The 19,303-nt window shown below is 65.9% G+C and carries 18 protein-coding genes; 15 read left to right on the forward strand and 3 right to left on the reverse strand.

The genetic code is table 11. The features are described from left to right. Positions 1-213 precede the first annotated feature (213 nt). From AQ611_RS07615 to ftsB, 7 genes are all read left to right on the forward strand, one after another. Positions 214-1,002 carry a TatD family hydrolase gene (locus tag AQ611_RS07615; RefSeq protein ID WP_069234144.1) on the forward strand — a complete coding sequence of 263 codons (789 nt, stop codon included), beginning with the start codon at positions 214-216 and terminating at the stop codon, positions 1,000-1,002. Positions 1,003-1,056: 54 nt separating this feature from the next. Beyond that, positions 1,057-3,636, forward strand: coding sequence for a ComEC/Rec2 family competence protein (locus tag AQ611_RS07620; RefSeq protein ID WP_069234145.1), 2,580 nt, complete (start codon positions 1,057-1,059; stop codon positions 3,634-3,636). 44 nt (positions 3,637-3,680) lie between these two features. Beyond that, positions 3,681-4,511 carry an alpha/beta fold hydrolase gene (locus tag AQ611_RS07625; RefSeq protein ID WP_059516644.1) on the forward strand — a complete coding sequence of 277 codons (831 nt, stop codon included), beginning with the start codon at positions 3,681-3,683 and terminating at the stop codon, positions 4,509-4,511. A 179-nt stretch (positions 4,512-4,690) separates the two neighbouring features. Further along, positions 4,691-6,352 carry a CTP synthase gene (locus AQ611_RS07630; protein WP_059516646.1) on the forward strand — a complete coding sequence of 554 codons (1,662 nt, stop codon included), beginning with the start codon at positions 4,691-4,693 and terminating at the stop codon, positions 6,350-6,352. Continuing rightward, positions 6,349-7,203, forward strand: coding sequence for a 3-deoxy-8-phosphooctulonate synthase (gene kdsA / locus AQ611_RS07635; protein ID WP_069234146.1), 855 nt, complete (start codon positions 6,349-6,351; stop codon positions 7,201-7,203). The genes AQ611_RS07630 and kdsA overlap by 4 nt, the downstream gene beginning before the upstream one ends. A gap of 104 nt (positions 7,204-7,307) precedes the next feature. Next, a complete protein-coding gene (gene eno / locus AQ611_RS07640; RefSeq protein WP_059516650.1) occupies positions 7,308-8,591 on the forward strand; it encodes a phosphopyruvate hydratase in 1,284 nt (427 codons plus the stop codon). An 81-nt stretch (positions 8,592-8,672) separates the two neighbouring features. Beyond that, the gene (gene ftsB / locus AQ611_RS07645) at positions 8,673-9,119 is read left to right on the forward strand and encodes a cell division protein FtsB (protein WP_059516652.1); all 447 of its coding nucleotides are present in this window, start codon (positions 8,673-8,675) and stop codon (positions 9,117-9,119) included. 108 nt (positions 9,120-9,227) lie between these two features. Here the strand turns inward: ftsB and AQ611_RS07650 are convergent, their stop codons facing one another. The 3 genes from AQ611_RS07650 to AQ611_RS07660 are packed head-to-tail and all read right to left on the reverse strand — an operon-like array spanning position 9,228 to position 11,139. Beyond that, positions 9,228-9,575, reverse strand: coding sequence for a hypothetical protein (locus AQ611_RS07650; RefSeq protein WP_059516873.1), 348 nt, complete (start codon positions 9,573-9,575; stop codon positions 9,228-9,230). Between the two features lie 47 nt (positions 9,576-9,622). Then, on the reverse strand, positions 9,623-10,573 hold the full coding sequence (hslO, locus tag AQ611_RS07655) for an Hsp33 family molecular chaperone HslO (RefSeq protein WP_059516654.1): 951 nt from the start codon (positions 10,571-10,573) through the stop codon (positions 9,623-9,625). Between the two features lie 41 nt (positions 10,574-10,614). Continuing rightward, the gene (locus AQ611_RS07660; RefSeq protein ID WP_069234147.1) at positions 10,615-11,139 is read right to left on the reverse strand and encodes a gamma carbonic anhydrase family protein; all 525 of its coding nucleotides are present in this window, start codon (positions 11,137-11,139) and stop codon (positions 10,615-10,617) included. A gap of 147 nt (positions 11,140-11,286) precedes the next feature. On the opposite strand from AQ611_RS07660, the gene AQ611_RS07665 reads away from it, so the two are divergent. The 8 genes from AQ611_RS07665 to bamC all read left to right on the forward strand — a co-directional run bounded on the left by AQ611_RS07665 (position 11,287) and on the right by bamC (position 19,299). After that, positions 11,287-12,138, forward strand: a complete 852-nt coding sequence (locus tag AQ611_RS07665) for a ferritin-like domain-containing protein (protein WP_069234148.1) — start codon at positions 11,287-11,289, stop codon at positions 12,136-12,138. A gap of 162 nt (positions 12,139-12,300) precedes the next feature. Continuing rightward, complete coding sequence (locus AQ611_RS07670) at positions 12,301-13,191, forward strand: alpha/beta fold hydrolase (protein ID WP_069234149.1); 891 nt, start codon at positions 12,301-12,303, stop codon at positions 13,189-13,191. A 301-nt stretch (positions 13,192-13,492) separates the two neighbouring features. Beyond that, positions 13,493-14,323: a 3',5'-nucleoside bisphosphate phosphatase gene (locus tag AQ611_RS07680; protein WP_069235186.1), complete on the forward strand. Its 831-nt coding sequence runs from the start codon at positions 13,493-13,495 to the stop codon at positions 14,321-14,323. Positions 14,324-14,390: 67 nt separating this feature from the next. Next, a complete protein-coding gene (locus AQ611_RS07685) occupies positions 14,391-15,020 on the forward strand; it encodes an L-threonylcarbamoyladenylate synthase (RefSeq protein WP_059516665.1) in 630 nt (209 codons plus the stop codon). A 129-nt stretch (positions 15,021-15,149) separates the two neighbouring features. Next, on the forward strand, positions 15,150-15,812 hold the full coding sequence (locus tag AQ611_RS07690; RefSeq protein WP_059516667.1) for a site-2 protease family protein: 663 nt from the start codon (positions 15,150-15,152) through the stop codon (positions 15,810-15,812). Between the two features lie 8 nt (positions 15,813-15,820). Beyond that, positions 15,821-17,023 (forward strand): tryptophan--tRNA ligase, encoded by a 1,203-nt coding sequence (locus tag AQ611_RS07695; protein WP_059516669.1) that lies wholly within the window; start codon positions 15,821-15,823, stop codon positions 17,021-17,023. A 117-nt stretch (positions 17,024-17,140) separates the two neighbouring features. Beyond that, the gene (dapA, locus tag AQ611_RS07700; RefSeq protein WP_069234151.1) at positions 17,141-18,043 is read left to right on the forward strand and encodes a 4-hydroxy-tetrahydrodipicolinate synthase; all 903 of its coding nucleotides are present in this window, start codon (positions 17,141-17,143) and stop codon (positions 18,041-18,043) included. A gap of 110 nt (positions 18,044-18,153) precedes the next feature. After that, positions 18,154-19,299 carry an outer membrane protein assembly factor BamC gene (gene bamC, locus AQ611_RS07705; protein WP_059516877.1) on the forward strand — a complete coding sequence of 382 codons (1,146 nt, stop codon included), beginning with the start codon at positions 18,154-18,156 and terminating at the stop codon, positions 19,297-19,299. Positions 19,300-19,303: the final 4 nt, after the last annotated feature.

Consider the following 19,303-nt stretch of genomic DNA (forward strand, 5'->3'; position numbering starts at 1 on the left):
TCGCGGTGAACGGGCGCGGCGCGCAGGGAGCCCTCGCATGCGGCGGCTGTCGCGCGAAGTCCGCGCGGGCGGTTCACCGGCGGTTCAAATGGGCCGCGACTGCGCTCGGCGCGGCGAACGGATACGGGCTCAGGGCCGCCCGCGCTTTCGCCGGCCGCCGCTTTTCGGAACGTCGGCTGGCGCTTTACGGCCGGCTTGGCGAGTCAAACTGATATGTGGATCGATACGCACTGCCATCTCGATGCTGCCGAATTCGACGACGATCGCGCGCGCGTCGCCGATGCGGCACGCGAGGCGGGCGTGTCGCGGATCGTGATTCCGGGCGTGGCCCGCGACAACTTCACGGCGGTGCGCGAGCTTGCGCACGCGACGGCGGGCGGCGCTTACGCGCTCGGCATCCATCCGATCTACACGCCGCACGCGCGCGACGCCGATCTCGAGCGGCTGCGGATGGAAGTCGAGGTGAGCCTCGACGATCCGCGCTTCGTCGGCATCGGCGAGATCGGTCTCGATTACTTCGTGCCGGGGCTCGATGCGAATCGGCAGGCATTTTTCTACGAAGCTCAGTTGCGGCTCGCGCGCGATTTCGATTTGCCCGTGCTCTGTCACGTGCGCAAATCGCAGGATCGCGTGCTGGCCGGGTTGCGGCGTTTCGGCGTGCGCCGCGGGATCGCGCATGCGTTCAACGGCAGTTTCCAGCAGGCAAACGCCTACCTCGCGCAGGGGCTCAAGCTCGGCTTCGGCGGTAACGTGACGTTCGGCCGCGCATTGCAGATCCGGCGGCTCGCGGCGCAACTGCCGATCGATGCGCTTGTCGTCGAGACCGACGCGCCCGACATCCCGCCCGAATGGCGTTACAGGGCGCGCAACACGCCCGACCAGGTGCCGCCGATCGGCGCCGCAATCGCCGCGCTGCGCGGCATCGATCCGGCGCAGCTTGCGCTATCCACTTCGGCTAACGCGCTTGCCGCACTGCCCCGTCTGGCGCCCGCCGCCGCATAATCGATTCGTGATGCGGATGCGCCGCGCGGGCGGCGCACGGGACGCGGAGGCGCGATGCGGGCGATGGTCGGCGCGTTCGCGCTCGGCGTCGTCGCGCTGCAACAGCAGGCGGCGTTGCCGGGCGCGGCGGCATGGGCGGGCGGCGTGCTCGCATTCGGGGTGTGCGTGTGGCTTGCGGCCGTTGCGTATCGCGGCTGCCGCGAGGGGCCGCCGCGCAGGCGCCGGGCCGGCTTATGCGCGTGCTGTTGCGCGGCGGCGCTTGCCGGCTTCGGCTATGCGGCGGCGCGCGCGCAATGGCGTTTGGGCGATACGTTGCCCGAGCGGTGGGAGGGGCGCGATATTGTCGTGACGGGAGCGGTGCGCGGCTTGCCGTCACGCGATGCGAAGGGAGTGCGCTTTCTGTTCGACGTCGATGCAAACGATGCGGGCATCGCGCGCTTTCCGGCGACGCTGTCGCTCGGATGGTATGCGCTGGGCCGCGACGCGGCCGCGTCGCCCCGGCTCGTGCCGGGCGATCGATGGCGGTTGCGCGTGCGTTTGAAACGGCCCCACGGCAACGCGAACTTCGGTGTGCGCGACGCCGAGGCGAGCTGGCTCGCGCATGGCATTCGCGCGCTCGGATACGTGTCGGCGCCGCGTGATGCGCAGCGGCTCGCAAGCGGGGCGTCCGGCGCTGGCTACGCAATCGATCGGATGCGCGCGCGCTTGCGCGAGCGCATCGATAGTGCGCTCGGCGCCGCACCGCATCGCGGCATCGTCGCGGCGCTCGCGATCGGCGCGCAGGACGGCATCGGCGACGGCGACTGGCGCACGCTGCGCGAGACTGGCACGAGTCATTTGGTCGCTATTTCCGGGCTGCATGTCGGGATGGTGGGCAGTTTGTGCGGATGGCTCGCAGGCTGGTTCTGGCGGCGCTCGTGCTATGTCGGGCGCGCGTGGCCGCTTGTCGCGCCGGCGCAGAAAGTTGCCGCGCTCGGTGCGCTCGTCGGCAGCGCCGGCTATGCGGCGCTGGCGGGCTTCAACGTGCCGGCGCAGCGCGCGTGGTGGATGCTCGCCGCGGCGAGCGTCGCGTATCTGAGCGGGCGGTCGCTGCCGGCGTCGTCGGTGCTCGCGGCGGCGCTCGCTTGCGTGCTGCTCGTCGATCCGTGGGCAGTGACATCGCCGGGATTTGGATTGTCGTTCGGTGCAGTTGCGGCGATTTTGTTCGCGTCGGCCGGCCATGGCGCGGCAGCGCGCGAAGCGGCAGACGCTGCCCGGCCGGGTTTGGCCGATGCGACAGACGCAGGCCCAACCGCTGACGGTGTGCCGTCGCATCAGGTCCAGGTGCGAGGCGCGATCGTGCGCATCGCGCGGCGTGCGATGCGGCGTCTGCAAGAGGCGTCGCGCACGCAATATGCGGTGACGGTCGCGCTCGCGCCGCTCACCGTTTTATGGTTCGCGCAGATTCCGCTTGCCGGGCCGCTTGCCAACGCGTTCGCGATTCCGTGGGTCGCCTCGCTCGTCACGCCGCTCGTGCTTACTGGCGTCGTGCTGCCCGCGCCGTTCGATGCCACGGTGTTGACGCTCGCGCATGCGCTCGTCGGTGTGCTGATGCGGTTGCTCGAAGCGATCGCCGCGGCTGGGCGCACGGTCTGGTTCTTGCCGCTGCCGGACGGCTTCGCGCTTGCGGCGGCGGTCTGCGGCATCGTCTGGGCGCTCGCGCCGCGCGGCTGGCCGCTGCGGCATGCCGCGCCGCTCACGTGGCTGCCGCTCGTCGCGCCGGGGCCGCACGCGCCCGCCGAGGGCGCATTCCGGTTGACGGCGTTGGATGTCGGGCAGGGGTCCGCGATCGTGATCGAAACCACGCGGCATACGCTGCTGTTCGACGCCGGGCCGGGGCCCGAGGCGTCGAACGCGGGTGAGCGGGTCGTCGTGCCGTTTTTGCGCGCGCACGGCGTGCGCGCGCTCGACGCGCTCGTGGTCAGCCACGCGGATGCCGATCACGCGGGCGGCGCGCCCGCGATACTTTCGGCGCTCGCGATTCGGCAACTCGTGGGCGGCCTGCCGCCGTCGAATCCGCTATGGCGCGCCGCGCATGACGCCGGTGTGACCGACGCGCTGCCTTGCGCGGCCGGGCAGCGCTGGCGCTGGGACGGCGTCGATTTCGCGATGCTTTGGCCTGCCGGCGGCCCGCGCGCGCGCGGGTCGACGAACGCGCAGTCATGTGTGTTGCGCATCACGGCGCGCGGGCCGGCGGTTGCGCCGATGGCGCGCGGCGCAACCGAGCCGCCGCCCGAGCGTTCCGCGCTGCTGACGGGCGACATCGACGCACGCTCCGAGCGCACGCTCGTCGCAGGTTCGCGCGCGGCGCTCGCCGCGCATGTGCTCGTCGTTGCGCATCACGGCAGCCGTACATCGTCGACCGAACCTTTCCTCGACTCAGTCGAGCCGCGTGTTGCGGTATTTCAGGTAGGCTATCGGAGCCGTTTCGGACATCCTCATCCGAGCGTCTGGGCGCGCTACGCCGGGCGCGGTATCGAGCTGCCGCGCACCGATTGGGATGGCGCGGTGCGCATCGACGTCACGGCAAGCGGCGAGCCGATCGTGCCGGTACGATACCGCGACGTGCATCGGCGCTATTGGATGGACCGGTGAGGCAATCGGAAGCAATCTCGAGAACAGCAAGGGACAACGGCGCTTTGAAGGACATCATCCATTTCTCGCACGCAAACGGCTTTCCGGCGTCCACTTACCGGACGATCTTCGCCGAGCTGGCGGACGAATACGAGTTGCGCTATATCGAGCGGATCGGCCACGACAAGCGCTTCCCGGTCACGCGGGACTGGGCGCACCTCGTCGAGCAGTTGCTCGACGATATCGGTCGCATGTACGAGCGGCCCGTATGGCTGGTCGGCCACTCGCTCGGCGGCTATCTGTCGTTGATGGCGGCGCTCAAGCGTCCTCAATGGGTGCGGGGCGTCGTGATGATCGATTCGCCCGTGATCGCCGGCTGGCGCAGCAGCGCGTGGCGCGTGAGCCAATGGGCGGGACTCGACGAGCGTTTGTCGCCCGCCGCCGCGACGCGCAACCGCCGCACCCGTTGGGCGAGCCGTGACGAAGTCTGGCGCCATTTCCGTCAGAAGCCTGCATTTGCCCGCTGGGACGAACGAATGTTGTCCGATTACATCGACTACGGCATTCCGCAGACAAGTCCCGCAGGCGAGCGCTTGCTCGCGTTCGACCGTCAGATCGAGTACATGATTTACCGGACGGTGCCGCACACGCTCGGTCGGCGTCTGTCGCGCGGCGCGCCGGTGCCGGTCGGTTTTCTCGCCGGCACACGCTCGCGCGAGATTCGCCAGGTGGGGCTCGACGCGACGCGCCGCACGGTGCGAGGGCGGATCGAATGGATCGAGGGCAGCCATCTTTTCCCGATGGAGCGGCCGATCGAGACCGCGCGGGCGCTGCAGCGCATGCTCAACACGCTGCGTGTGGACGGCGGCGCGGCCGCGGCGCGCGGCTCGGAATGACGCGTGGGGCGGCCGGTCGGGTGACGCCACTGCCCGGCCCCGGCCGGGTAGCGCGAGCGCGGCGCAGGTCGTGGCGCGCGCGCGTCGCCGGCGGCGAGGCGGCAAGGTTTTCGGGCGTCGATTGCTGAGAGATGCGCGGCCTTTACGGTATAATCCGTTTTTCCCGCGAGCATCCAGCGATGACCAAATATGTTTTCGTCACCGGCGGCGTAGTTTCTTCCCTCGGCAAGGGTATTGCCGCCGCTTCTCTCGCCGCGATCCTCGAATCGCGCGGTCTCAAAGTCACCCTCCTCAAACTCGATCCCTACATCAACGTCGATCCCGGCACGATGAGCCCGTTTCAGCACGGCGAAGTGTTCGTGACGGAAGACGGCGCTGAAACCGATCTCGATCTCGGCCACTACGAGCGCTTCATCAGCACGAAGATGCGTCGTGCGAACAATTTCACGACCGGTCAGATCTACGAATCGGTGATCCGCAAGGAGCGCCGCGGCGATTACCTCGGCAAGACCGTGCAGGTGATCCCGCACATCACGAACGAAATCCAGGCGTTCATCGAGCGCGGCGCGGCGTCGGCCACCTGCGGCGAGCCGGATGTCGCGATCGTCGAGATCGGCGGTACGGTGGGCGACATCGAGTCGCTGCCGTTCCTCGAGGCGGCGCGCCAGATGAGCTTGCGTCTTGGCCGCAACAGCGCATGCTTCGTTCACCTGACGCTCGTGCCGTTCATTGCGACGGCGGGCGAACTCAAGACGAAGCCGACGCAGCACAGCGTGCAGAAGCTGCGCGAAATCGGCATTTCGCCGCACGTGCTGCTTTGCCGCGCGGACCGTCCGATTCCGGACGACGAATCGAAGAAAATCTCGCTGTTCTCGAACGTGCCGGAAGACGCGGTGATCTCGGTGTGGGACGTCGACAGCATCTACAAGATTCCGCAGATGCTGCACGATCAGGGCCTCGACCGGTTGATCTGCGAGGAGCTGCGGCTCGATCCGCAGCCGGCCGATTTGCGGATGTGGTCGGAACTCGTCGAAAAGATCCAGCACCCGAAGCATGAGGTGACGATCGGCATGGTCGGCAAGTACATCGATTTGACGGAGTCGTACAAATCGCTGATCGAGGCGCTGCGCCATGCGTCGATCCATACGTCGACGAAGGTCAACATCGAGTACATCGATTCGGAAGAACTCGAGGCGAACGGCACCGCGAGCCTTGCGCATCTCGACGCGGTGCTCGTGCCGGGCGGTTTCGGCCGGCGCGGCACTGAAGGCAAGATCGCCGCGATCCGCCATGCGCGCGAGGCGAAGGTGCCGTATCTCGGTATTTGCCTCGGCATGCAGCTCGCCGTGATCGAGTTCGCGCGCGACGTGGTCGGGCTGAAGAACGCGAACAGCACCGAGTTCGATCCGAACACGCCGGAGCGCGTCGTCGCGTTGATCACCGAGTGGTACGACCGTGACGGCAAGATCGAGAAGCGCAACGAGGAATCCGATCTCGGCGGCACGATGCGGCTCGGTTCGCAGCGTTGCCCGATCAAGGCGGGCACGCTCGCCGAAGAGATTTACGGCAGCGACGTGAACGAGCGTCACCGCCATCGTTACGAGGTCAACAATCGCTTCGTGCCGCGTCTCGAGGAAGGTGGCCTCGTGATCAGCGCGCGCACGCCGAGTGAGGATCTGCCGGAGATGATGGAGTTGCCGCGCTCGATGCACCCATGGTTCGTCGGCGTGCAGTTCCATCCGGAGTTCACGTCGACGCCGCGTGACGGCCATCCGCTGTTCAAGTCGTTCGTCGAAGCCGCGCTTGCGTATCAGCAGACGCGCGCCGGAGTGAAAGCATGAAACTAGCCGGATTCGAAGTCGGGCTCGACAAGCCGTTTTTCCTGATCGCGGGCACCTGCGTCGTCGAATCAGAGCAAATGACGATCGATACGGCGGGCCGGCTGAAGGAAATCAGCGCGAAGCTCGGCATTCCGTTCATCTATAAGTCGTCGTATGACAAGGCCAATCGCAGTTCGGGCAAGTCGTTTCGCGGCCTCGGGATGGACGAGGGGCTGCGTATTCTCGCCGAGGTGAAGCGTCAGCTCGGCGTGCCGGTGTTGACCGACGTGCACGAGATCGACGAGATCGAGGCCGTCGCGTCGGTCGTCGACGTGCTGCAGACGCCCGCGTTTTTGTGCCGTCAGACCGATTTCATCCACGCGTGTGCGCGCTCGGGCAAGCCCGTCAATATCAAGAAGGGTCAGTTTCTTGCGCCGCATGACATGAAGAACGTGATCGACAAGGCGCGCGCCGCCGCGCGCGAAGCGGGGCTGTCCGAGGACCGTTTCCTCGCGTGCGAGCGCGGCGTGTCGTTCGGTTACAACAATCTTGTGTCGGACATGCGCTCGCTCGCGATCATGCGCGAGACGAACGCGCCCGTCGTGTTCGATGCGACCCATTCGGTGCAGTTGCCGGGCGGGCAGGGCACGAGTTCGGGCGGCCAGCGCGAATTCGTGCCGGTGCTGGCGCGCGCGGCGGTGGCCACGGGTATCGCGGGGCTCTTCATGGAGACTCATCCGAGCCCGGCCGAAGCGAAGTCCGACGGCCCGAACGCGGTGCCGCTCGGCCGGATGGCCGCATTGCTCGAGATGCTCGTCACGCTCGATCAGGCGGTCAAGCGCGCCCCGTTCCTGGAAAACGATTTTAATTAATGAACTCGGCAGCCGTCGCGCGCGTCAGTAACGCAAGCAGTTCTCGCGCGGGCGGCAGCCGCCGTCGCTGAAGACAGAATTCATCGTCAATTTCAGAGGAAACCATGAGTGCAATCGTAGATATCATCGGCCGCGAGATTCTGGATTCGCGCGGCAATCCGACCGTCGAGTGCGACGTGCTGCTCGAATCGGGCACGATGGGCCGCGCAGCGGTGCCGTCGGGCGCGTCGACCGGCTCGCGCGAGGCGATCGAGCTGCGCGACGGCGAGGCCGGCCGCTATGGCGGCAAGGGCGTGTTGAAGGCGGTCGAGCATATCAACACGGAAATCTCCGAAGCGATCATGGGCCTCGACGCGTCCGAGCAGGCGTTCCTCGACAAGACCTTGCTCGAACTCGACGGCACCGACAATAAGTCGCGCCTCGGCGCGAACGCGCTGCTGGCGGTATCGATGGCCGTCGCGAAGGCGGCCGCCGAGGAAGCCGGCCTGCCGCTGTACCGCTACTTCGGCGGCTCGGGCGCGATGCAACTGCCGGTGCCGATGATGAACATCGTCAATGGCGGCGCGCATGCGAACAACAGCCTGGATATCCAGGAATTCATGATCGTGCCGGTGAGCCAGCCGACGTTCCGCGAAGCGCTGCGCTGCGGCGCCGAGGTGTTCCACGCGCTGAAGAAGATCCTCAGCGACCGCGGGATGAGCACGGCTGTCGGTGACGAAGGCGGTTTCGCGCCGAACTTCGGCAGCAACGACGAATGCCTGTCGACGATCCTGCAGGCGATCGAGAAGGCCGGCTATCGCGCGGGCGAAGACGTGCTGCTCGCGCTCGACTGCGCGGCATCCGAGTTCTACCACGACGGCAAATACCAGCTCGCGGGCGAAGGCTTGCAGCTGTCGTCGGCCGAGTTCACCGACTATCTCGCGACGCTCGCCGACAAGTTCCCGATCGTATCGATCGAGGACGGCATGCACGAGGGCGACTGGGACGGCTGGAAGCTTCTGACCGAGCGCCTCGGCAAGAAGGTGCAGTTGGTCGGCGACGATCTGTTCGTCACGAACACGCGCATCCTGAAGGAAGGCATCGAGAAGGGCATCGCGAACTCGATCCTCATCAAGATCAACCAGATCGGTACGTTGACCGAAACGTTCGCGGCGATCGAAATGGCCAAGCGCGCGGGCTATACCGCCGTGATTTCGCACCGTTCGGGCGAAACCGAGGATTCGACGATCGCCGACATCGCGGTCGGCCTGAATGCCGGTCAGATCAAGACGGGCTCGCTGTCGCGCAGCGACCGGATTTCGAAGTACAACCAACTGTTGCGCATCGAAGAGGATCTCGGCGATATCGCCAGCTATCCGGGCAAATCGGCTTTCTATAACCTGCGCTGACGCGTTACTATCGGTCTTGATTCTGTCGACGCCGCTTCGCGTTCCCCGTGAAGCGGCGCTTCTTATATCTGCGGCTTATTCATGCGGCTTGTTACCGTCGTTCTGATCGCCTTGTTGGCATTGATTCAGTACCCCTTATGGTGGGGGCATGGCGGCTGGCTGCGGGTTCACGAATTGCGTCAGCAGTTGAGCAATCAATTGCAGAAGAACGCCGACGACAAGCTGCGCAACGAGCGCATCGCGGGCGAGGTGCAGGACTTGCAAAACGGCACCGCGGCGATCGAGGAACGCGCGCGCTACGAAATGGGAATGGTGAAGGACGGCGAGGTGTTTGTGCAGTTCGTGTCGCCGAATTCGCCGATGCCCTCGGTGTCGGGCACCGCGCAGTCATCGACGGCGACGCGCGGCGACGTATCGGCCGCGCCGGTGCGCGTCGTGCCGAATCCCGAGTCGCGCGCGAAGCCGGAAAAGCGGCGCGGCACGGACAAAACGGCCACACACAAGCCCCCGGCGCGTCACGACGGCTGACGTCATTGCACGCGTTCGATATAAAAAGCGCAGTCTGAACGTTCGGGCTGCGCTTTTCTTTCTTCCTGGTGATGAATTGGCTGTCAGTGGCCGGACACCGATCTTCGCTTACCACCACCAGCCCGGATAGCCGTAGCTCAGGCCCGTGCCCCAGCCGCGCCCCCAGCCGCCGTAATATCCGCCGTAATAAGTGACGGGCGGCGCGTAATACGACATCGCGCGCGCCGCTTCTTCAGCCGCGATGGCCGCGTTTTGTTCCCGCATCACCTGCTTGTCGATCTCGTCGTAGCGCTTGCGCTCCTCCGGTGTGAGCGTGGCAGGGGCACTGGTCCGCTCGGGCAGGCGGCTCAAGACGGTCGTCGACGGTGGCGCAACGCAGGCCGTGAGTGATGCGGCGGCGAGCAATGTCGCAAGCGGCGCGGCGAGCGGGGCGGCTCGAACAATGATCGGTTTCATGAGGCTTGCCTCCATGCTGACTCGTAACTTGAGCCGACGCGCGCGGGTCAATGCCGTTGCGCGGCGGCGGGTGTAACGCCCGCGCCGAGTTCGGGCGACGTGAACAATTGCGCGACGTCGACCGGATCGAATTCGTAACGCTGATTGCAGAATTCGCAGTGGATCTCGACGTGACCGCGCTCCTCGATCACGCTGTCGATCTCGGTGCGCCCGAGCATCCGCAGCATCGCGCCGACCTTTTCGCGCGAGCACGTGCATTGAAAGCGCGTCGCGGCCGGTTCGAAATGCTGAACATGCTCCTGCCAGAACAGACGGCGAAACACGGTCTCGGGTTCCACTTCGAGCAGTTCCTGTGTCGACAGCGTGCCGCCGAGCGTGCAGACACGTTCCCATGTATCCGTGTCGGTTTGCTCCGCGCGCGGCACGATGCCGCCGTCGCCCGGCAGTTTCTGCAGCAGCACGCCGACCGCGCGCTCATGATTCGCCGCGAGCCACAGGCGCGTGTCGAGCTGCTCGGAGTGGTGCATGTAGTGCTCGAGCACGTCGGCGACCGACGCGAGCGGGCCGTCGTCACCGTTGAGCGGCACAATGCCCTGATAGGGCTGCTGGCCGGGGCGCTTGTCGGCTGGATCGAGCGTGATCACGCAACGTCCGTGGCCGCTCGCGTTGATCAGGTCGGCGAACGACGCGCCGTCCCAGTCGGATTCGCCCGGCTCGCCCGACAGCTTCGCGGTCGCACGCATCGCGAGATCGGAGCTGCATTGGACGACGAGCATCTTCACCGGTCCGTCCCCGAAAATCTGCATGACGAGCGTGCCGTCGAACTTCAGGTTGGCCGACAACAGCGCGCATGCCGCCATCATCTCGCCGAGCACGGTGCGCACGGGAGCGGGATAGTCGCGGCGCGTGAGCACCTCGCGCCACGTATTGCGCAGCGAAACGATTTCGCCGCGCACCGGGGCCGTGTTGAACATGAATTTCTGTAACTGGTCGCTCACTTTTTTCCTCGACAAACAAACGGCTCGTGCGGACCGGCCGGTCAGCCGATCCGCACGAGCTGCTCCTTGAAATACGCGCGCCGCATCGCGTAGGCTTGCGTGTTCATATGCATCCGGGCGATGTCTTCGTCGGACAGCGTGCGCATGGCCCGCGCCGGCGCCCCGAGAATCAGCGAATTGTCGGGGAACGTCTTGCCTTCGGTCACCACCGCGCCTGCGCCAACCAGACAGTTGCGGCCGATTACCGCCCCATTCAAGATCACCGCCTGGATGCCGATCAGCGAACCTTCTCCGATCGTGCAGCCATGAAGCATTGCTTGATGGCCGATCGTCACGTTCGGTGCGATCACGAGCGGGCAGCCGGGGTCGGTGTGCAGCACCGCGCCTTCCTGCACGTTGCTGCCTGCACCGACCGTGATCGGCTCGTTGTCGCCGCGGATCGTCACGCCGAACCAGATGCTCGCGTTTTCTTCGAGCACGACCTTGCCGACGATTGTCGCGTTGTCGGCGACGAACACGCTTTCGTGAATGGACGGCGCGTGCTCGCCGAGCTTGTAGATGGCCATGTTGTCTCCATGTGGGGCGTTCAGGCGGCCGGTACAATGGCGCGCGAGTGGCGTCGCGCTTGGATGCGGCGCGATCGAACCGTTTATTGTAAACCGGTTGTTCCGATTGTCCGTGCGCGCCGCCGACGCGCATTCGTGTGTCTTTTCATGTCATTCGTTCCGACTTCGTCGCCCCAGCCCGAGCGTTGCCTGCGCAGCGACGCGCTCGCCGCGCTCGGCGAACCCGATCCCGAGCGCAAAGCCGCGCTTGTTGCCGAATTGCGTGCGGCGTGGCAGGACGGGCGCGCGGCTGTCCTGCCGCAGCGTGTGCTGAGCGCTCCCGAAGGCGGTTTGCCGGGGCGGCCGGCGCGCCCCGAACTCGTCGAGCCCGCGCGGCTCGAGCGGCGCAGCATGCGCTCGCCGCAGGGGCGCGCGGCGCTGCTGCATGCGCTGGCGCATATCGAATTCAATGCGATCAATCTCGCGCTCGATGCGGTGTGGCGTTTTCCACGGATGCCGGCGGAGTTCTATGCGGACTGGCTGAAGGTCGCGGCCGAGGAGGCGCACCATTATTCGCTGCTTGCCGCGCGTCTTGCGCAACTGGGTTACGCATACGGCGATTTTCCCGCGCATAACGGCCTTTGGGAGATGTGCGAGCGCACGGCGGGCGACGTGCTCGCCCGCATGGCACTCGTGCCGCGCACGCTGGAGGCGCGCGGGCTCGACGCGTCGCCGCCGATTCGGGCACGGCTTGAGCGGGCGGGCGATCATGCGTCCGCGGCGATTCTCGACGTGATTCTGCGCGACGAGATCGGGCACGTGTGGATCGGCAATCGTTGGTTCCGTCACCTGTGCGACGATGCGAAACTCGATCCTCATGCGACTTATGAGCGGCTCGCCAGTCAGTATCGCGCGCCGCGGCTGCGCGGACCGTTCAATTTCGATGCACGCCGCTCGGCGGGATTCGACGACGTCGAGCTGGCGGCGCTCGCCGCGCGGGAGGCCGTCGACGCACGCTAGCCGTGCCGTTTGCCGGTGGCGCGACTGCCTTCGGACGGCCGGCGGCTTACGATTTTCTTTAGAGAAGTGCCTCGATACCCACGCGAACACAGCGTTGGATCGGCGTCGGCGGTGCGTCGCGCGATAGAATAAAACGAACGATCATTCTTTTTTGGGCTGACAATGCACTCCACCGAATCCGTCTCTGATTTCGTCACGGTCCGCGGCGTCAAGCTGCATGTGCGGCGCTGGGGGCGGCCCGAAGCGCCGACGCTCTACATGCTGCACGGTTGGATGGACGTTGCGGCGTCGTTTCAGTTCGTCGTCGACGCGCTCGCGGGCGACTGGCAGGTGATCGCGCCCGATGCGCGCGGTTTCGGCCTGTCCGACTGGCCAGTCGCGGCGCACAAGGGCGGCCATTATTGGTTCCACGAATATCTCGGCGATCTCGAAGCGCTGATCGACCATTACACGCCCGAAGGCGAAGTCAATTTGGTCGGACACAGCATGGGCGCGAACGTCGTGTGCCTGTATGCGGGCGTGCGGCCGCAACGGGTGCGGCGGGTGGTCGATCTGGAGGGGTTCGGGCTCGCGCCCGCGAGCGCCGACGAGTCGCCGCGCCGGATCGCGCAGTGGCTCGACGATCTGCGCGATCCGCCGACGCTCAGCCGCTACGCATCGCTCGACGCCGTCGCCGCGCGCCTCATGAAGACGAATCCGCGCCTGGACCCGCGCCGCGCGGCGTTTCTCGCCGGACATTGGTCGGCTCCCGATCTGGATGGTCAGTACCGGCTTCTTGCCGATCCCGCGCACAAAATGCGCGGGCCGATGCTGTATCGGCTCGACGAGGTGATGGCGGTGTGGTCGAGGGTGCGCGCGAAGGTGCTGCACGTCGAGGCGGTCGATTCACCCACGCTCGCGTTTCTCGCGCGCGGGATTCCGATTCCCGAATTCAAGGCCCGTTTCGCCGCGTTCAGCGATTGGCGCGAGAAGCTCATCGAGGATGCGGGACATATGGTCCACCACGATCAGCCGGAGCAGGTCGCGGCGTTGATCGAAGCATTTTGCGCATGATCGGGCGGGGCGTCCCGTTCGACGCATCGTCGCGCAATGGGTGGGTTGCGAGCCGATGCGCATCCGGGCGGATGCCGAAGCATGCCGGGCTTGCGAGCGGCGCACGCGCGGCATCCGGGCGCGCGCGCCGGGCCGCATGCCCAAGCGGCCTTCGGCGCGCCGCCGCCATGAAACCGCCACGGCAACGCTAGCTTCGGCGCGAGTCATCGAGACTGGCCAAACGCCAAACGCGCCGCCGTTTCCGGCGCATGGGTTCGTTTGCGCATTGCAGTAGAATGGACGTCTATCCTCGATGCCGACCATGAACGCCGACCTTCACTGCCATTCGAACGTCTCCGACGGCAAGCTCAGTCCCGCCGACGTCGCGCGCCGTGCGCACGCGGGCGGCGTCACGCTCTGGGCGCTGACCGATCACGACGAACTCGGCGGGCAGCGCGCCGCGCGCGAAGCCGCCGAGGCGCTCGGCATGCGCTACCTGAGCGGCGTCGAGATCTCGGTGACGTGGGCATCGCGCACGGTGCACATCGTCGGCTTGAATATCGATCCGGAGAACCGCACGCTCATCGACGGCCTTTACCAAACCCGCAACGGCCGCGCGGCGCGCGCGGTCGAGATCGGCAACGCGCTCGCGGCGCTCGGCATCGAGCGCGCATACGAAGGCGCGCTCGCGTATGTATCGAATCCGGACTTGATCTCGCGCACGCACTTCGCGCGTTTTCTCGTCGACAACGGTTACGCCACGTCGACGGCCGACGTGTTCGATCGCATCCTCGGCGACGGCAAGCCCGGTTATGTTCCGCACCGCTGGGCAAAGCTGTCCGACGCGGTGGGGTGGATCAAGGCAGCGGGCGGCGAGGCGATCGTCGCGCACCCCGGCCGCTACGCGTATACGCCGGTCGAATTCGACGCGTTCTTCGGTGAATTCGTCGAACTGGGTGGCGTCGCGATCGAAGTCGTGACGGGCAGTCACACGCCCGATCAATACCGCGAATATGCGGATGTCGCGCGGCGTTTCGGCTTCGAGGCGTCGCGCGGTTCCGATTTCCATGCGCCCGGCGAGGGCCGTACCGAACTCGGCGGCTTGCCGCCGCTGCCATCCGATCTCAAACCCGTCTGGGAACGCTGGCTGTAGCGGCGTTCGCGCAGCCGCGCGGCCGGCGGGAAGCCGGCGCGCGCGTCGACCGATTCCTTCTGTCCCCATGTCCCAATTTTTCAGGATTCATCCGGACAATCCGCAGCCGCGGCTTGTCAAGCAGGCAGCCGAGATCGTGCGCGGCGGCGGCGTGATCGCGCTGCCGACCGATTCGAGCTATGCGCTCGCATGCCATCTCGACGACAAGGATGCGGTGGAGCGCGTGCGGCGGATTCGCGGGCTCGACGAGAAGCAGCATTTGTCGCTGCTCGTGCGCGATTTGTCCGAGCTGGCGACGTTCGCGATGGTCGACAATCGCCAATACCGGCTGATCAAGTCGGTGACGCCCGGGCCTTACGTGTTCATCCTGCAGGCGACGAAGGAGGTGCCGCGCCGGCTGTCACATCCGTCGCGCAAGACGATCGGGTTGCGCGTGCCCGCTCACGCGATCACGCTCGCGCTGCTCGAGACACTTGGCCAGCCGCTCCTTGGCACGACGCTGATCCTGCCGCCCGATCCCGATCCGCTCAACGATCCGGACGATATTCGCGCGCGTCTCGAAAAGCAGCTCGATCTCGTGATCGATGGCGGCGCGTGCCCGCGCGAGCCGTCGACCGTGATCGATCTGACGAGCGACGAACCGCAACTCGTGCGGGCCGGGCGCGGGCCGCTCGAGCCGTTCGGCCTTTCCGCGTGAGCGTGGGCAGGAGCGCGAGCGGTGCGTGCCGCACGGCTGCCGCCCCTCCAACTGCCAGGCCGCCCGCGCGCACTTACCTGTCTGGCCACGCACCATCCGCATATTTTCCGCTTGTTACAATAGCGCGCTATGAATGCTTCCCTGATCCAGACGATCGCCGTCTATGCGCTTCCCGTGATCTTCGCAATCACTCTGCACGAAGCCGCACACGGCTATGCCGCGCGCCTGCTCGGCGACAACACCGCGTACATGATGGGCCGCGTGTCATTCAATCCGATGCGCCATATCGATCCGATCGGCACGATCGTGATTCCGCTCGCCCTGTATTTCCTGACGAGCGGCGCGTTCCTGTTCGGTTATGCGAAACCGGTGCCCGTCACGTTCCGCAATTTGCGCGACGTGCGCTGGGGGACATTCTGGGTATCGCTCGCCGGGCCGGGCTGCAATTTCGTGCAGGCGCTCGTGTGGGGTTTCGTGAGCATCGGCCTCGCGGCGCTGTCGATTGACGAGCCGTTCTTCACGCGGATGGCGGCAGCGGGCGTCGGTGTGAATCTGGTGCTCGCCGTGCTCAATCTGTTTCCGCTGCCGCCGCTCGACGGCGGCCGCATTTTGGCCGCGCTGCTGCCGCCGAAGCAATCGATCGCGCTGTCGCGGATCGAGCCTTACGGTTTCCTGATCGTGCTCGCGCTCGTGGCGACGGGGCTGTTGACGAAGTTTTGGTTGCGTCCGCTCGTCGGCGCCGGCTATACGGTCGTCACGGCCATCCTGACTCCTTTCGCTTCGCTTTTCTAACGACAATCATGTTCCCAGACCGTATTTTTTCCGGCATGCGACCCACGGGCTCGCTCCACCTCGGCCATTACCACGGCGTGCTGAAGAACTGGGTGAAGCTGCAATCCGAATATCCGTGCTTCTTTTGCGTGGTCGATTGGCACGCGCTGACGACGCACTACGAAACGCCCGAGGTGATCGAGAAGAATGTCTGGGATGTGCTGATCGACTGGCTCGCGGCGGGCATCGATCCCACCCAGGCGACGCTCTTCATTCAGAGCAAGGTGCCCGAGCACGCCGAGCTTGCGCTGCTGCTCGGCATGAGCACGCCGCTCGGCTGGCTCGAGCGCGTGCCGACCTACAAGGAGCAGATCGAGAAGCTCAAGGACAAGGATCTGTCGACGTATGGCTTTCTCGGCTATCCGGTGCTGATGGCGGCCGACATCCTGCTGTACCGCGGCTCGCTCGTGCCGGTGGGCGAGGATCAGGTGCCGCACGTCGAGATGACGCGCGAGATCGCACGCCGCTTCAACTACCTGTACGGCCGCGAGCCCGGCTTCGAGGAGAAGGCGAACGAGGCGGCGAAGAAGCTGGGCGGCAAGCGCGCGAAGCTTTATCACGAGCTGCGCAATGCCTACCAGCAGGAGGGCGACGACGAGGCGCTCGAGCAGGCGCGTGCGATGTTGCAGGAATCGCAGAGCCTGTCGATGAGCGACCGCGAGCGGCTGTTCGGCTACCTCGAAGGCGCGCGCAAGATCATTCTGGTCGAACCGCAGGCGCTGTTGACCGAAGCGTCGCGGATGCCCGGCCTCGACGGGCAGAAGATGTCGAAGTCGTATGGCAACACGATTGGCCTGCGCGAGGACGCCGAGACGATCGGCAAGAAGGTCCGCACGATGCCGACCGATCCGGCGCGCGTGCGCCGCAGCGATCCGGGCGATCCGGACAAGTGCCCGGTGTGGCAGCTCCATCAGGTCTACACGGACGACGCGACGCACGACTGGGTGCAAAAGGGCTGCCGCTCGGCGGGCATCGGCTGCCTCGAATGCAAGCAGCCGGTGATCGAAGGGATTCTGCGCGAGCAGCAGCCGATGCTCGAACGCGCGCAGAAATATATGGACGATCCGTCGCTGCTGCGCGCAATCGTCGCGGACGGCTGCGACAAGGCACGTAAGCATGCGACGGAGACGATGCGCGACGTGCGCGAGGCGATGGGCCTGTCGTACAACTGACGCGGTTGGCGGCGGCGCTCGCCGCGCCATGCGGCAAAGGTCGGGATTACCGCGTTACGGAATGGCCGTCTAATCCGCTACAATCGACGCTTACCGATTTTTCATCGTGTTTGTTTCATGACCAACGGCACTCAAGACGGCATTCAAATCCGCGGCAGCATCCCCGCGATCGTCACCCCGATGCTCGATGACGGCAGCCTCGATCTGGCGGCCTTTCGCAAGCTGATCGACTGGCATATCGAAGAGGGGACGGATGCCCTCGTGGTGGTCGGCACGAGCGGCGAATCGGCCACGCTCGCGGTCGACGAGCATGTGCTGATGATCGAGACCGCGGTTCGCCAGGCGGCCAAGCGGATTCCGATCATCGCGGGCGCGGGCGGCAATTCGACGGCCGAGGCGATCGAATTGTCGAAGCGCGCGAAATCGGTCGGCGCCGATGCGACGCTGCAAGTGGTGCCGTATTACAACAAACCGACGCAGGAAGGGATCTACCGGCATTTCAGGGCGATTGCCGAGGCCGTCGATCTGCCGATGATCCTGTACAACGTGCCGGGGCGCACGGTCGCGGACATGTCGAACGAGACGATCCTGCGTCTTGCGCAGGTGCCGGGCATCGTCGGCGTGAAGGAGGCAACGGGCAACATCGATCGCGCGGCGCACCTGATCAAGGCCGCGCCGGCTCATTTCGCGATCTACAGCGGTGACGATCCCACTGCGATCGCGCTGATGCTGCTCGGCGGCCACGGCAACATTTCGGTCACGGCGAACGTCGCGCCGCGCGCGATGAGCGACCTGTGCCGCGCCGCGCTGGCCGCCGATGCGCAGACGGCCCGGAGCATTCACCTGAAACTCCTGTCGCTGCACAAAAACCTGTTCATCGAGGCCAATCCGATTCCCGTGAAATGGGCTCTGCAGCAAATGGGCAAGATCGCGGGCGGCATTCGCTTGCCGCTCACGCCGCTCGATGCGCGCTGCCATGAAGCCGTGCGCGACGCGCTGCGCGAGGCGGGCCTTCTGTAAGACAGGCACGGCCGGCGCGTGCGGCCGCCTGTTGCCCGATTCATCCAAACCCCGACCCGGCGCACTCCGGCGTCGTGCGTGACACGCGTTTCAGCAAGACGAAGGACTTCATGAAACATTCCGCCTTTTCCTCCCGCGCGATCCACGCATCGGTGTTGACGTTGGCGCTCGTCGCGCTCGCCGGCTGCGACACGCTGAACGACTATCTCGCACCGGATCGCGTCAATTACAAATCGACTGGTTCCGCGCCGCCGCTACAGGTGCCGCAGGATCTGACCGCCGTGCCGCTCAACCCGGCCTATGTCGCGCCGCCGACGAATTCCGGTCTCGGCACCGCGCCGACGCGCGTGGTCACTGCCGCGGGCAATGCGACGCAAGGGCAGCCGACCGCGCAGGACCCGTTCGGGATGCACGTCGAGCGTGACGGCGACCGCCGCTGGCTCGTCGTCGACGGCCGCACGCCCGAGCAGCTTTGGCCGCAACTGAAGGATTTCTGGCAGGACAACGGTTTTTCGCTGAAAACCGACGCGCCGTCCACCGGGATCATGGTGACCGATTGGGCGGAAAACCGCGCGAACATCCCCGACGACTGGTTCCGCAGAACGGTTGGCCGGGTGATCGATTTTGTTTATTCGTCGGGCACGCGTGACCGGTTCCGCACGCTCGTCACGCGCACGGCAGACGGCAATACCGACATTTCGATCACGCACAGCGCGATGGAAGAGAAGATGACGGGTACGCAGGGCGGCACGTCGTCGCGTTGGGAGGAGCAGCCGCGCAATCCGGTGCTCGAGGCGGTATTTCTCGCGAAGCTGATGGAGAAACTCGGTTTGACCGAAGCGCAGGCGAAGCAGTTGATCGCCGACGCGCGTCCCGCGTCGGCGCCTTCGACGGTCGTCGGCTCCAATGCCGGCGGGGCGACGCTCGATCTGGCCGAATCGTTCGATCGCGCATGGCTGCGCGTTGGGCTGGCGCTCGATCGGACCAATTTCACCGTCGACAATCGTGATCGCGAAAAGGGCCTCTACTACGTGCGCTACGCGAATTCGATGGAGGAGCTCAAGCGCGACGGGCTGTTCGGCAAGCTGTTCTATGGCGGGCCGACCGCGGCCAAGCCGGGTAAGGAGTTCCTCGTCAACGTGCGCCGGCAGGGCGATGCGCAGACGCAGGTGGCCGTCGTCGATGCGAACGGCCAGGTCGACAATTCGTCCGAAGCGCGGCGGATCATCTCGCTGCTGCATGCGCAACTGAACTGACGCG

Source organism: Burkholderia singularis (genome assembly GCF_001718875.1).
In the GTDB taxonomy this organism is placed as follows: Bacteria; Pseudomonadota; Gammaproteobacteria; order Burkholderiales; family Burkholderiaceae; genus Burkholderia; species Burkholderia singularis.